General features: G+C 37.9%; 8 protein-coding genes and 3 pseudogenes. 6 read left to right on the top strand and 5 right to left on the bottom strand.

Annotated features, from left to right (window positions below; translation table 11 throughout):
• Positions 1–25: 25 nt before the first annotated feature.
• The gene (locus SBO79_RS09850; protein WP_318640218.1) at positions 26–1,156 is read right to left on the bottom strand and encodes an IS91 family transposase; all 1,131 of its coding nucleotides are present in this window, start codon (positions 1,154–1,156) and stop codon (positions 26–28) included.
• A complete protein-coding gene (locus tag SBO79_RS09845) occupies positions 1,140–1,991 on the bottom strand; it encodes a tyrosine-type recombinase/integrase (RefSeq protein ID WP_318640217.1) in 852 nt (283 codons plus the stop codon). The genes SBO79_RS09850 and SBO79_RS09845 overlap by 17 nt, the downstream gene beginning before the upstream one ends.
• A gap of 342 nt (positions 1,992–2,333) precedes the next feature.
• On the opposite strand from SBO79_RS09845, the gene SBO79_RS09840 reads away from it, so the two are divergent.
• The 5 genes from SBO79_RS09840 to SBO79_RS09820 all read left to right on the top strand — a co-directional run bounded on the left by SBO79_RS09840 (position 2,334) and on the right by SBO79_RS09820 (position 7,836).
• Positions 2,334–3,002, top strand: a complete 669-nt coding sequence (locus SBO79_RS09840) for a hypothetical protein (RefSeq protein ID WP_318640236.1) — start codon at positions 2,334–2,336, stop codon at positions 3,000–3,002.
• A gap of 194 nt (positions 3,003–3,196) precedes the next feature.
• On the top strand, positions 3,197–4,570 hold the full coding sequence (locus SBO79_RS09835) for a T9SS type A sorting domain-containing protein (RefSeq protein WP_318640235.1): 1,374 nt from the start codon (positions 3,197–3,199) through the stop codon (positions 4,568–4,570).
• A 304-nt stretch (positions 4,571–4,874) separates the two neighbouring features.
• Positions 4,875–6,257, top strand: a complete 1,383-nt coding sequence (locus SBO79_RS09830; RefSeq protein WP_318640234.1) for a T9SS type A sorting domain-containing protein — start codon at positions 4,875–4,877, stop codon at positions 6,255–6,257.
• Positions 6,258–6,515: 258 nt separating this feature from the next.
• Positions 6,516–7,085 carry a hypothetical protein gene (locus tag SBO79_RS09825; protein WP_318640224.1) on the top strand — a complete coding sequence of 190 codons (570 nt, stop codon included), beginning with the start codon at positions 6,516–6,518 and terminating at the stop codon, positions 7,083–7,085.
• A gap of 346 nt (positions 7,086–7,431) precedes the next feature.
• Entirely contained in the window at positions 7,432–7,836 is a 405-nt protein-coding gene (locus tag SBO79_RS09820; RefSeq protein WP_318640233.1) for a hypothetical protein, read from the top strand.
• 202 nt (positions 7,837–8,038) lie between these two features.
• Here SBO79_RS09820 and SBO79_RS09815 read toward each other — a convergent pair.
• Positions 8,039–8,792, bottom strand: a pseudogene (locus SBO79_RS09815) (IS91 family transposase); the annotation flags it as partial.
• 34 nt (positions 8,793–8,826) lie between these two features.
• Here SBO79_RS09815 and SBO79_RS09810 point away from each other — a divergent pair.
• Entirely contained in the window at positions 8,827–9,087 is a 261-nt protein-coding gene (locus SBO79_RS09810; protein ID WP_318640211.1) for a GIY-YIG nuclease family protein, read from the top strand.
• A gap of 9 nt (positions 9,088–9,096) precedes the next feature.
• Here SBO79_RS09810 and SBO79_RS09805 read toward each other — a convergent pair.
• Positions 9,097–9,595, bottom strand: a pseudogene (locus SBO79_RS09805) (IS91 family transposase); the annotation flags it as partial.
• Positions 9,579–10,295: pseudogene (locus SBO79_RS09800) on the bottom strand (tyrosine-type recombinase/integrase). The pseudogenes SBO79_RS09800 and SBO79_RS09805, both read right to left, overlap by 17 nt.
• Positions 10,296–14,170 lie beyond the last annotated feature (3,875 nt).

Genomic DNA, 14,170 nt, shown 5'->3' with positions numbered 1-14,170 from the left:
CATACCTGCCCTTACCCGTACCAAATTAACTTTGTTGGGCTGCCGTTTTTTGGCCACTGCCAAGATACCAAGCAGGCGGACCTCTCTTGTCAAAAATCAGAATGGTATGCAAGTTTCCCACTTTACAACATTGGCATTTTCTGATTGCTACTGCTTTGGTTTCTCTAGCAATTGGTGTAAAGTTCATTTTCTTCTGCAGATCCTGAAGCTTTTGGCGTTTCCAATTGCTACTCAAAAAACCATAATGTCTGATCTTTACAAATCGTTTTGGTAGAATATGCATTGCAAAACGTCGGATAAATTCACCGTGAGACAATACCATCTGTTTCTTAGTTCCATTTTGCCGATAATCCTTGTACTTAAAAGTCACATTCTTGTCATCAATTCCTTGGATTCGGTTGTTGCTAATGGCTATTTTGTGAGTATATCTCCCAAGATATTCTACCACAGAATGCGCGCTACCAAAAGGTTTCTTGGCAAATACTACCCAGGGTTTTGCCCATAGATCCTTTTTCACTTTGGTATAGCCATCAGGATTTCGAGCCTTTAATGCGTCGCAAAATTTGGCTCGGTACACTTTCGATAATGCCTTTACAGGAAAAAGAAATTTACCGTCATTTCGGATGTTAACCCAAGCACCATTTTTATCCACGCCACCGCCCGGAACAATACAATGCAGGTGCGGATGCAAGGATAAATTCTGTCCCCAGGTGTGCAAAACTGCAATCATACCGGTCTGCAACGTATTTTTTTTGCCAAAGGTTTTTAAAGTCGCCCAAGCCGATTCAAAAAGAATATCGTAAACCAATTTCGGGTGCTGCATTGCCAAAGAATTAATACTGTCTGGTAATGTAAACACCACGTGAAAATACGGTACTGGCAAAAGTTCACTCATCCGAGCTTGTATCCAATCGTCTCGATTTTTGCCTTGACACTTCGGACAATGTCGGTTGCGACAGGAGTTGTAACTTATTTTGACTGTTCCACAATCTTCACACGCATCGATATGTCCGCCCAAAGCGGCGGTTCTGCACCTTCTCACCGCTGAGAGCGTTCGCAACTGCCAGGTATTTAATCCTAAATTTTCTATACCAGCACCTAACTTTTCGAGCACATCGGCAACTTCACTTCGACTGCGATCAATCTGCACTTCCATTGGAACTGCATTTAGCAAATAAAGTATCGAGAGGACTAAAGGCTTTCTGAGTATCGAGCTGCGCAATGTGCAAATATTCCATCGTCGTCTCAATATTCTCGTGCCCCAAAAGATTCTTTAAACTGATAATATCGAGTCCATCTTCTAGCAAATGTGTAGCAAAAGTGTGGCGCAGTGTGTGGACACAAACATCTTTGGTAATTCCAGCAACTTTACAAGCTTGCTTGACCGCCCATTGCACACCGCGCTGCGAATAGCGGGAGTCAAAATCACCACCGGCACGACCTGCAGGTTGTCCGTTGAACAAATATATCTTTGGTTTTTCAGCTTGGATATAGGATTTTAAACCTCGAATTAAATGGATGGATAAGGGAACATATCGATCTTTTTTGCCTTTGCCTTGAACGACTTTGAGTTGCATTCGATCAAAATCAAGATCCTGCAAGCGCAGACTTCGAACTTCCATACAGCGCAGTCCACAGCCATACAGCAGTCCAATAAGAACTTTGTGTTTGAGCAGATGACAGCTTTTAAGCAACCGCCACACTTCCTCTTTGCTCAGAACGGTGGGAAGTTTTTTGTCGTGTTTAATCGATGGTAAATGCAAAAACTCATAAGGTAAACCTTCCGATTTTAGCATAAATCGAAGTCCGTAAACGGTATGCTTAAAATAGGTTAAGGAAGGCGTTTTGGAACGCTTTTGCAGGATGTATAAGTATTCTTGTACTTGCTCTACATCAAGTTCGGTGGGGATTTTTCCGAAATGCAATGCCATAGCGGCAACGTGCTGGGCATAATTTCGATACGTGCTTTCGCTCCTGCCTAAAATTGACATAGACCGTTTGAATCGGTGAAGTAATTCCCCAAATCCAGGTACTTCTGCAACTGCTCGATTGATGATTGTTGGTGATCCAACTAACTCATCTTCTTTTTTTTATCATTGTAAATAAATTTTAATTAGTTTTACAAAGGACTCAAATTTTCCGCAATACACTACCGAAGGTTTAGTTCAACAGCCGTTACACGAGATTTGGGTATTTGGCTGAATTTAAAGATGGTTTTGTACTTGGAAAATTTGTGCATAATGGAAAAATCTCGCGTCTTTAATCCCAAACCTCGTGTAGCGCCAGGACGTTACCAGCAAACTATGAAAAAATCCTGAAACACATCAAAATTTATGAATAAAATATTAGCACTTTTAACTTTACTATATTCGGGAATTATTTTCAGTCAAACATCGATTGATGAAAACATTACGATTAAATTTCCAAGCAAACCAAAAACACTTGAGAATGTTGTAAAAACTGACACTCTTAATCAATCAATAAAAACAATTCTAAAAACATATTATTTAAATTCAAAAGAAGAATCCTATGTCACGATGCGATTAAAAATTTTAACTAATGAAGATACTGAACCAAATCTTCCAAAAAGCCAAATTGAATTAATAAAAAATTATAAACAGTTCATAGCTGGACAGCTAAAAGGCTTTTCCCAAAAAGGAATGAATATTAAAGACTCAACTCAGATAACTTTCAATAATTATTTAGCTTATAAATTAACGTTTAAAGAGGTAAATTCAGAAGAAGAAAATGGACAAAGTTTAATTTTATATTTGGATGGTATATATTATGAATTTATCTATTCCAAAGTTGCATCTTACAATCAAAAAAATAAAGAGATTTTTTTCAAATCGATTAAAATTAATGATTCCGAAAACTTAAAACAGTTTACAGAACCATATAATTATTGGAATGCTTTATTTAAAATATTATTAGGAATAATTTTTATTTATTTAATCCGTAAATATAGAAAAATGGAGAAAAAAAGAAATCTGATAAAGTAGTCAGCTGGTAACAGCCGTTTGGCGAGATTGGGGTTTTAGTGGAATTAGCGTTTTTTATCATATCTTCGTTTTCGGCAGAAAATACTCTGCTCTAAAGTCCCCAACCTCGCCAAGCGACAAGACGTTAGCCGTCAGTTTCACGGAACGCAGAAAAAATCGAAAAAATAAAAAATATAATCTTAATTACAAACTCAATGAAAAAAATTTTACTTATTACATTATTAATAACGGCTTTTAATAGCAAAGCCCAATGCTGGGAAACAGTTTCTGTTGGAGAAAGACACGTGGTAGGAATTCAAAATAATGGAACGCTATGGAGTTGGGGCTTTAATGCCGATGATGGCGCTTTGGGAAATGGTACTACTTGGTCTACAAATGTACCAACGCAAATAGGAAGTGCTACGGATTGGAAAGAAGTAAACGCTTCAAGTGTGCATAGTTTTGCCATCAAAGAGAATGGTACACTTTGGAGCTGGGGTAGTAATTTAAAGGGAAACCTTGGTAGTGGAAGTACTGCATTATATAGTTTGGTTCCTGTGCAGATAGGTTCAAGTCAATGGAAAATGGTCAGAGCGGGTTCGGACCATAGTGTTGGAATTAAAGTTGACGGTACGCTTTGGGGCTGGGGCGATAATCAAGATGCCACTGTGGGCGATGGCACATTTATAGATAAATCGACTCCAGTTTTAATTAATGGCAGTACAAATTGGAAAATGGTTAGTTGCAATTTAGCGCGAAATATAGCAGTTAAAGAAGATGGAACTCTATGGGCTTGGGGGCAAAATAGTCCGTCTTTCGGATTTTTACCAGCTGATCCAGTCGGAGGGCAAGCCTATGTTAAAGTGCCCAGTCAAATTGGGTTAGATACCGATTGGAAATATGCAGTTGCAGGTAACGGTTACTTTCTAGCAATAAAGAATGATAATACCCTCTGGGCGTGGGGAGGAGGGGCTAATGGTAAGTTAGGTAATGGTAGTACAACAAGTATACCTTGGCCTACACAAATAGGTACTGATACAGACTGGGAAATGCTAGAAGCAGATTCATTTTCTTCGTTTGCTATTAAAACAAATGGTACTTTATGGGCATGGGGTCGTAATATACTGGGAAATCTAGGTAATGGTACGCAAAACGACCTACTTGTTCCTACTCAGATCAGCACTTCTAGTGACTGGAAAACGGTAACTACAAGTTATAACTCAACTACTGCTTTAAAAGCGGATGGTTCATTATACTCATGGGGAAGTAATGCATTTGGTACTTTTGGAGACGGCACATTTGTGAATCAATATTCTCCAGTACTTATTAACACTTGCGCTTTAGGCACAGAAGACTTTACTAAAAATAACGTAGTTCTTTACCCTAACCCAGTACAAAATCGTTTGTTTATAGATACGCAAGAAACACAGCAGTACCAAATCTATTCTATCCTAGGAGTTAAGATTAGCGAAGGAACACTTGCAGTAGGTAATAATATTGATTGCAGTAGTTTACCTTCTGGAGTTTATTTACTGAACTTGGTGGATAATTCAGGGAATTCAACCATTCTAAAGTTTGTGAAGCAATAGATAATGAGAAATTCATTAACAATGGAAAAGTTACAACAAAAGCTTCGTCAGATGTTGGTTTTATTAAATTAAGTAACAAAATATTTAATAGAAAAATAAAAAACCGAACGGCTAACAGCGGTTTGCATAAATGGCGAAATATGTGCAAAATTCACGTTTATCTTTCGCAAGAAATTTTATCTTAGCCGAAAATAATCGGTCACGAAGTTCGCCACTTCTGCAAGCCGCGAAACGTTAGCCGTCAGTTTCAGTTAACGCAGAAAAAATCGAAAAAATAAAAAATCTAATCTTAATTACAAACTCAATGAAAAAAAATTTACTTAGTGCATTATTATTACTTTTCACACTCTTTAGTAATGCGCAATGTTATGAAAGCTTAAAATTTGGAGGTACTCATACAGTGGGATTAAAAGCAGACGGTACAATGTGGGGTTGGGGACAAGGAGATTGGCGTCAATTAGCAACAACTAACTTTACAGAACCTAACCCCATACAGGTAAGTGCTCTGGCGAGTTGGAGTAAAGTTTTTCCTGGTATTCAAAATACCTTTGCTATAAAAAATGACGGCACACTTTGGGGTGTGGGTAGTAATTTGAATGGCTCTTTGGGAGTGAGTTCAACTGCAGAATATTTCCTCACTTTTCAACAAATCACAACGGCTACTAATTGGTTAAAAGTAGCTCCTTCCTATCTTTTTACCTTAGCTTTAAAAGCCGATGGTACAATTTGGGCATGGGGTCAAGACGACAACAATCAAACTGGGAATCCCCCTTCATCAGAGTCACAACTTGCTCCAATACAAGTAGGTACCGCAACTGATTGGATTGATATTGCTACAGGTACAGATCGAACTGCTTTTGCATTGAAAGCCGATGGCACGCTGTGGGGCTGGGGAGCTAATGCTGGATACTTATTAGTAGCTGCATCTAGTGTGTATTCATTAGCAATGCCTACTCAAATTACCTCTGTGAATACGTGGGTTAAAATGGATGTAGGAGCACAGCATATCTTAGCACAAAAAACGGATGGAACTTTATGGGCATGGGGCAATGGAGCAGCAAGAGGTGTTGGTGAGAATGTTGTTTCTGGTATTACTCCTCATCAAGTAGGTACTGATTTGTGGAAAAGTTTTTCAACTGGAACTGGAACCTCATTTGGGGTGAAAATTGATGGTACTTTATGGGCATGGGGTAATAATACCAATGGACAATTAGCGGATGGTACAACAACAAAGCAATATATACCAGTACAAATAGGAACGGATAGTAATTGGGATACTGTACAAGCTCGCAATTTTGCAACTACAATGGCTACTAAAACAGATGGATCAGTTTATTACTGGGGTAGAAATTATAATGGTGAGTTTGGAAATGGCACGGATTATAACCCTGGCTATTACACTTCACCACAACTCACCGCCAACATTTGTGTAACTAGTTTATCTACTCCTACATTTGTGCAAAATGTATTCAAGCTATATCCTAACCCAGTACAAAATCAGTTATTCATTGATACCCAAGAAACTCAAACCTATCAAATCTATTCTGTTTTAGGAGCTAAAATAAGCGAAGGCATCCTTTCAGTGGGTAGTAGTATAGATTGCAGCAACCTGACGAGTGGGGTTTATTTGTTGAATTTGACGAATGGCTTAGGGAATTCAACCATTATAAAGTTTGTGAAGCAGTAGATAATGAGAAATTCATTAGCAATGGAAAAGTTACAACAAAAGTGACTTAAGTTGTTGTTGTTATTACATTAAGTAACAAAATATAATAGATAAATAAAAAACCGAACGGCTAACAGCGGTTTTGCAAGATTGCGAAATATGTGGTAAATTCACGTTTATCTTTCGCAAGAAATTTTATCTTAGCGGAAAAATCTCGGTTCCGAAGTTCGCAACCTTGCAAAGCCGCGAAACGTTACCCAACATTTAAAAACCATCGAAATGAAAGTAAAATTTAAATATTTAGGATTTTTTTTTCTAGTTTTAATAACCCTACAATCGTGTAAACCAGATGATCTTTATTATGATTTAAGTGACGATGCTAAAGATTTTTTACTATTTGAAATTAATGATACATTCAAACTAAAAAATTTGGAAACTAACGAAATTATAACTTTTAAAATAACATCCAAAGAAATTAGACATTATGAAGATGGACCAAATGAATCATCGTTTGTTTATTTAGGACCACGTGCAGATGTTTACATTGAACGTGGTGAATATACTTTTACTGATGATACGAATTGTTATGATGGAATCGTAGCGGTCGAAGCGAATAGAGATGGAGGTTTTGAACTTAAAGCATTTCTCGGAAATTGTTTTGGAAACATCAATTATTCTTTTGATTATCATGATGAGTTCTTTACAACTATTGATATTGAAGGTATTGAATATTCGAATGCCTACCTTTTGAGGTCTTTTCCTGATATTTTATTCTATTCTAAAGAAAAAGGAATTTTAAAAATTGTAGACGATTTTAATCAAGAAACGCGATTTACGATTGTTGAATAAATAAACGTTGGGTAACACACGTCTTGCGCCATTTGCGAATTTAGTGGAATTATCGTTTTTTATCGTATTTTCGTTTAGCCGAAAATAATCGTCTTCGTAAGTCGCAAACGGCGCAAGGCGCGAGAACGTTACCTGTAATTTTAAAAAACCACAATTGAGCATAAGACAAAGTTTTCAAATATTTACTGTTATTTCAGTAATTGGAATGATATGTTGGTTCATTACTGACTATTTCGGCGGAATGATTATTTATCTATTACAATTTTGGTTTATAATTATTCCAATTGTCATTCTTTATTTAATTACTCTTATTATAACGATTATTAAACTCTCGAAAGGCAGAATAATGTCAAATAAAATAATTTTTGGAACTCACGTTTTTTTCATAATTTTCGTGTTGACCACAAATCTAATCGAATCGGAAATCTTTAAATCTAGAATAGTATTGAGCGGAATTCTTAGAGATGACCTTTTTCACTATACACTAATATTTCGGGAAAACGGAACTTGTGAAAATAATGTAAATGGCTTTCTTGGTTTTGAAAAAAAATATAAAGGAAAATATAAAATGGCAGGAGATACCATTATATTTACTGTAAAGCCTTATGATAATAATTTTATACCTGACACATTGCTATTGAATAGGAAACTGAATGCAATTTTCTTGAACAAAAATAAAAATGGAGAGTTCAGCACAGAAAAAATTTGGCTAAATCATTTTGAAGTAAAAAAAACTACAGGTAACAGCTAAGGATTCGTTGGGCTTGAAAAACCAACAATGAAGCCTTTGTTGAACGGAACCGGTTGAGATTCCATCCCTATGGAGTTATCGTAAAAGAGTTATGAGGATATCAAGAGGATTAGAAGTCCTCTTTTTTTATGGGGTAATATAATCGAGAGTTTCTGAGTGTTTCCCTTCACTTTGTTGCATACCTGCCCTTACCCGTACCAAATTAACTTTGTTGGGTTGCCGTTTTTTGGCTACTGCCAAGATACCAAGCAGGCGGACCGCGGGTGTCAAAAATCAGAATGGTGTGCAAGTTTCCCACTTTACAACATTGGCATTTTCTGATTGCTACTGCTTTGGTTTCTCTAGCAATCGGTGTAAAGTTCATTTTCTTCTGCAGATCCTGAAGCTTTTGGCGTTTCCAATTGCTACTCAAAAAACCATAATGTCTGATCTTTACAAATCGTTTTGGTAGAATATGCAGTGCAAAACGTCGGATAAATTCACCGTGAGACAATACCATCTGTTTCTTAGTTCCATTTTGCCGATAATCCTTGTACTTAAAAGTCACATTCTTGTCATCAACTTCTTGGATTCGGTTGTTGCTAATGGCTACTTTGTGAGTATATCTTCCAAGATATTCTACTACAGAATGTGCGCTACCAAAAGGTTTCCCCGCCCCGTTAGAAACATTAGGAAATATGAGAAAACATTATCGAGAAAATTCCAGTAAAGTTTCTAACGGGGTAAACAAATACAACCCAAGGTTTTGCCCATAATCCCTTTTTAACTTGGGTATAATCATCAGGATTTTTAGCTTTTAATACATCGCAAAATTTGGCTCGGTACACTTTCGATAATGCCTTTACAGGGAAAAGAAATTTACCGTCATTTCGGATGTTAATCCAAGCACCATTTTTATCCACGCCACCGCCCGGAACAATACAATGCAGGTGCGGATGCAAGGATAAATTCTGTCCCGCACCCCGTTAGAAATTTTTATACTTTTACAAAATGGAAAAATATTATGTTTATGTATTAATTTCACAAATGGATAATTCTTGGTATATAGGATATACTTCAAACTTAGATGAAAGAATTATACAGCATAATTCTGGTAGGACACTAACGACGAGCAAAAAGATGCCGTGGAAAATTTTGTATTATGAAGTTTCATTTAATAAACAAGATGCTATTGCTAGAGAAAAGTATCTAAAAAGTGGAATGGGAAGAAGATATTTAAAAAATAGATTAAAAAATCAGTTAGATTTCTAACGGGGCAAGCGTGTGCAAAACTGCAATCATACCGGTCTGCAACGCATTCTTTTTGCCAAAGGTTTTCAAAGTCGCCCAAGCCGATTCAAAAAGAATATCGTAAACCAATTTCGGTTGCTGCATTGCCAAAGAATTAATACTGTCTGGCAATGTAAATACCACGTGAAAATATGGCACAGGCAAGAGTTCACTCATCCGAGCTTGTATCCAATCGTCTCGATTTTTGCCTTGACACCCTGCCCCGTTACAAATTTTTTGTTATTCTTGTTTATTAATTTGTAACGGGGTGAGGGCAATGTCGGTTGCGGCAGGAGTTGTAACTTATTTTTACTGTTCCACAATCTTCACACGCATCGATATGTCCGCCCAAAGCGGCGGTTCTGCACCTTCTTACCGCGGAGAGCGTTCGCAACTGCCAAGTATTTAATCCTAAATTTTCTATACCAGCACCTAACTTTTCGAGCACATCGGCCACTTCACTTCGACTGCGATCAATCTGCACTTCCATTGGAACTGCATTTAGCAAATAAAGTATCGAGAGGACTAAAGGCTTTCTGAGTATCGAGCTGCGCGATGTGCAAATATTCCATCGTCGTCTCAATATTCTCGTGTCCCAAAAGATTCTTTAAACTGATAATATCAAGTCCATCTTCTAACAAATGCGTGGCAAAAGTGTGGCGCAGTGTGTGGACACAAACATCTTTGGTAATTCCAGCAACTTTGCAAGCTTGCTTGACCGCCGCACCCCGTTACAAATTTTTGAATTCAATTTTTTACTCATATTTAATTTGTAACGGGGCAGGTTGCACACCGCGCTGCGAATAGCGGGAGTCAAAATCACCACCGGCACGTCCTGCAGGTTGTCCGTTGAACAAATATATCTTTGGTTTTTCGGCTTGGATATAGGATTTTAAACCTCGAATTAAATGGATGGATAAGGGAACATATTGATCTTTTTTGCCTTTGCCTTGAACGACTTTGAGTTGCATTCGATCAAAATCAAGATCTTGCAAACGCAGACTTCGAACTTCCATACAGCGCAGTCCACAGCCATACAGCAGTCCAATAAGAACTTTGTGTTTGAGCAGATGACAGCTTTTAAGCAACCGCCACACTTCTTCTTTGCTCAGAACAGTGGGAAGTTTTTTGTCGTGTTTAATCGATGGTAAATGCAAAAACTCATAAGGCAAACCTTCCGATTTTAGCATAAATCGAAGTCCGTAAACGGTGTGCTTGAAGTAGGTTAAGGAAGGCGTTTTGGAACGCTTTTGCAAGATGTATAAGTATTCTTGTACTTGCTCTACATCAAGTTCGGTGGGGATTTTTCCGAAATGCAATGCCATAGCGGCAACGTGCTGGGCATAATTTCGATACGTGCTTTCGCTCCTGCCTAAAATTGACATAGACCGTTTGTATCGGTGAAGTAATTCCCTAAATCCAGGTACTTCTGCAACTGCTCGATTGATGATTGTTGGTGACCCAACTAACTCATCTTCTTTTTTTTATCATTATAAATAAATTTTAATTAGTTTTACAAAGGACTGCAATTTTCCGCAATACACTACCGTAGGTTTAGTTCAACAGCGGTTTGCAGAAATGGCGAAATATGTGGTAAATTCACGTTTATCTTTCGCAAGAAATTTTATCTTAGCCGAAAATCTCGGTTACGAAGTTCGCCACTTCTGCAAGCCGCGACACGTTGTGGGCAATTGAGCGCTCGAAACTTGATAAAAGGCTTAAAATTTAGAGTGGAATTCTGGCGATTAAAACGGAAAATAAAATACGTTTAATTTTTGGTCAAGCCTTGCAAGAAGATTTGCTGAAAATGTATTTTCAAAGCGAAGACGCTTAAAGGCTTGGCTAAGTTATAAGAAAAAAAACGAAAAGTCAATAGTTTTTTTCTTACAACTGTTTGAACGCCAGGATGCAGCTAATTTTAATCTGAGATTTGAAAAAACGCTGCCTATCCCCCAGTAGGATAGGAATCATACTTTAAAATCGTTTATCTAACTTTCTCCCTGCCCAACTGTTCCTGTTATTCTTATCTTAGCAGACAAGATAACAGCCCACAACACACGATATATACAATTGCCTGCCGCAGGCGCAACACAGGCAACTGTCCATATCGTCAACCGTTAGCATTCAGCGCAAGTTTTGGCTAAAATCGTAATCGAAAATCGCTGTCGAATATTGTTCTAAAAATCCGCTCGCTTTTTATTTTACGGATTTTCTCGTTTGTTTTGTTTTCGGGCTTTTCACTTTTAATTCGCTTTACAATAACTAGCTTAAAATTTTGCAGAATTTCTTCGTCGACGAAATGAATAAAATTAGTTTGCAAAATTTCTAACATTAGAAATCTCAACTCACTCCTATTTCCCGAAAAACAAAACGGAAAAAATATTGCATGTAAAATAAAAAACTACGCTTGCAGCAGAGATCACGAAGCCTGCCGAAATGCTAACAGCAATTTTGCGTGATTGCGAATTTTTAGTAAAATCATATTCTCGTTTCGCAATAAAAATTATCTTAGCCGAAAGTAATCGGTTACGAAGTTCGCAACCTCGCAAAGCCGCAACCGTTATGGCCAAGTCGCCCCTACTTTCCTGCTTCTCACACGCAAAAAATCGCAATAAGAAATTCCCGTTTTCCTAAGTTTCTAGAAAGTGGATTTTAAGTTCCAAAAGATGTTTAGAATTGAAAGTTCCAGTTGAAAACTGAGCGCAAACTTTGCCGTTTTCCGAACTTCCAACCTGTGTTTTGAAATGCTGATTTCCGAAAAATGTTTATCGAAAAGTTTGCGCCCACAAGACGTTTTAGGTTTTCCACTTTCTCTGAGAAACTTACTGCAGAACTTCCGCGGATCATTGCGATTTTTTTGCGAAGACCATTTGGCTGTTTAAGATATAAAGTTTCTTCTAGATGCGTAGCGACCTAGCCATAACACGCGTTTGGCGAGATTGGGAGTTTGTGCTGGAGTTGAAAATTATTTTGTTTTTGGAATGATAGTGTTGTATTGAGAATTTAGTTTAATTTAGTTCCCAACCTCGCCAAGCGCGGGACCGTTATGGCCAAGTCGCCCCTACTTTCCTGCTTCTCACACGCAAAAAATCGCAATAAGAAATTCCCGTTTTCCTAAGTTTCTAGAAAGTGGATTTTAAGTTCCAAAAGATGTTTAGAATTGAAAGTTCCAGTTGAAAACTGAGCGCAAACTTTGCCGTTTTCCGAACTTCCAACCTGTGTTTTGAAATGCTGATTTCCGAAAAATGTTTATCGAAAAGTTTGCGCCCACAAGACGTTTTAGGTTTTCCACTTTCTCTGAGAAACTTACTGCAGAACTTCCGCGGATCATTGCGATTTTTTTGCGAAGACCATTTGGCTGTTTAAGATATAAAGTTTCTTCTAGATGCGTAGCGACCTAGCCATAACACGCGTTTGGCGAGATTGGGAGTTTGTGCTGGAGTTGAAAATTATTTTGTTTTTGGAATGATAGTGTTGTATTGAGAATTTAGTTTAATTTAGTTCCCAACCTCGCCAAGCGCGGGACCGTTATGGCCAAGTCGCCCCTACTTTCCTACTTTTCACACGCAAAAAATCGCAATCGAAAATTCCCGTTTCCTAAGTTTCTAGAAAGTGGATTCTAGGTTCCAAAAGATGTTTAGAAATGAAACTTCCTGTGGAAAAATGAGCGCAAACTTTGTCGTTTTCCGAACTTCCAACCAATGTTTTGAAATGCTGATTGTCGAAAGATGATAACCGAAAAGTTTGCGCCCACAAGACGTTTTTGCTTTTCCACTTTCTCTGAGAAACTTACGGCAGAACTTCCGCTGATCATTGCGATTTTTTTGCGAAAACGATTTGGCTGTTTAAGATATAAAGATTCTTCTAGATGCGTAGCGACCTAGCCATAACACGCGTTTGGCGAGATTGGGAGTTTGTGCTGGAGTTGAAAATTATTTTGTTTTTGGAATGATAGTGTTGTATTGAGAAATTAGTTTAATTTAGTTCCCAACCTCGCCAAGCGCGAAACCGTTATGGCCAAGTCGCCCCTACTTTCCTGCTTCTCACACGCAAAAAATCGCAATAGAAAATCCCCCTTTCCTAAGTTTCTAGAAAGTGGATTTTAGGTTCCAAAAGATGTTTAGAATTGAAACTTCCTGTTGAAAAGGGAGCGCAAACTTTGCCGTTTTCCGAACTTCCAACCTGTGTTTTGAAATGCTGATTACCGAAAGATGATTACCGAAAAGTTTGCGCCCATAACACGTTTTAGCTTTTCCACTTTCTCTGAGAAACTTACGGCAGAACTTCCGCGGATCATTGCGAATTTTTTGCGAAAACGATTTGGATGTTTAAGATATAAAGATTCTTCTAGATGCGTAGCGACCTAGCCATAACACGCGATTGGAGAGATTGGGAGTTGGAGCTGGAGTTGAAAATTATTTTGTTTTTGGAATGATAGTGTTGTATTGAGAATTTAGTTTAATTTAGTTCCCAACCTCGCCAAGCGCGAAACCGTTATGGCCAAGTCGCCCCTACTTTCCTGCTTCTCACACGCAAAAAATCGCAATAAGAAATTCCCGTTTTCCTAAGTTTCTAGAAAGTGGATTTTAAGTTCCAAAAGATGTTTAGAATTGAAAGTTCCAGTTGAAAACTGAGCGCAAACTTTGCCGTTTTCCGAACTTCCAACCTGTGTTTTGAAATGCTGATTTCCGAAAAATGTTTATCGAAAAGTTTGCGCCCACAAGACGTTTTAGGTTTTCCACTTTCTCTGAGAAACTTACTGCAGAACTTCCGCGGATCATTGCGATTTTTTTGCGAAGACCATTTGGCTGTTTAAGATATAAAGTTTCTTCTAGATGCGTAGCGACCTAGCCATAACACGCGTTTGGCGAGATTGGGAGTTTGTGCTGGAGTTGAAAATTATTTTGTTTTTGGAATGATAGTGTTGTATTGAGAATTTAGTTTAATTTAGTTCCCAACCTCGCCAAGCGCGGGACCGTTATGGCCAAGTCGCCCCTACTTTCCTGCTTCTCACACGCAAAAAATCGCAATAAGAAATTCCCGTTTCGTAAGTTTCTAGAAAGTG

The sequence above is a fragment of the Flavobacterium ardleyense genome (assembly GCF_033547075.1).
GTDB lineage: Bacteria > Bacteroidota > Bacteroidia > Flavobacteriales > Flavobacteriaceae > Flavobacterium > Flavobacterium ardleyense_A.
Note: the sequence above shows the minus strand (reverse complement) of the source record. Positions and strands in the feature narration are given on the sequence as shown.

Excerpts from the sequence above, each read along its gene's own strand:
- SBO79_RS09810 (WP_318640211.1), top strand. The coding sequence starts at position 8,827 with ATGGAAAAATATTATGTTTATGTATTAATTTCACAAATGGATAATTCT.
- SBO79_RS09835 (WP_318640235.1), top strand. The coding sequence starts at position 3,197 with ATGAAAAAAATTTTACTTATTACATTATTAATAACGGCTTTTAATAGC.
- SBO79_RS09825 (WP_318640224.1), top strand. The coding sequence starts at position 6,516 with ATGAAAGTAAAATTTAAATATTTAGGATTTTTTTTTCTAGTTTTAATA.
- SBO79_RS09850 (WP_318640218.1), bottom strand. The coding sequence starts at position 1,156 with ATGGAAGTGCAGATTGATCGCAGTCGAAGTGAAGTTGCCGATGTGCTC.
- SBO79_RS09820 (WP_318640233.1), top strand. The coding sequence starts at position 7,432 with ATGTCAAATAAAATAATTTTTGGAACTCACGTTTTTTTCATAATTTTC.
- SBO79_RS09830 (WP_318640234.1), top strand. The coding sequence starts at position 4,875 with ATGAAAAAAAATTTACTTAGTGCATTATTATTACTTTTCACACTCTTT.
- SBO79_RS09840 (WP_318640236.1), top strand. The coding sequence starts at position 2,334 with ATGAATAAAATATTAGCACTTTTAACTTTACTATATTCGGGAATTATT.
- SBO79_RS09845 (WP_318640217.1), bottom strand. The coding sequence starts at position 1,991 with ATGTCAATTTTAGGCAGGAGCGAAAGCACGTATCGAAATTATGCCCAG.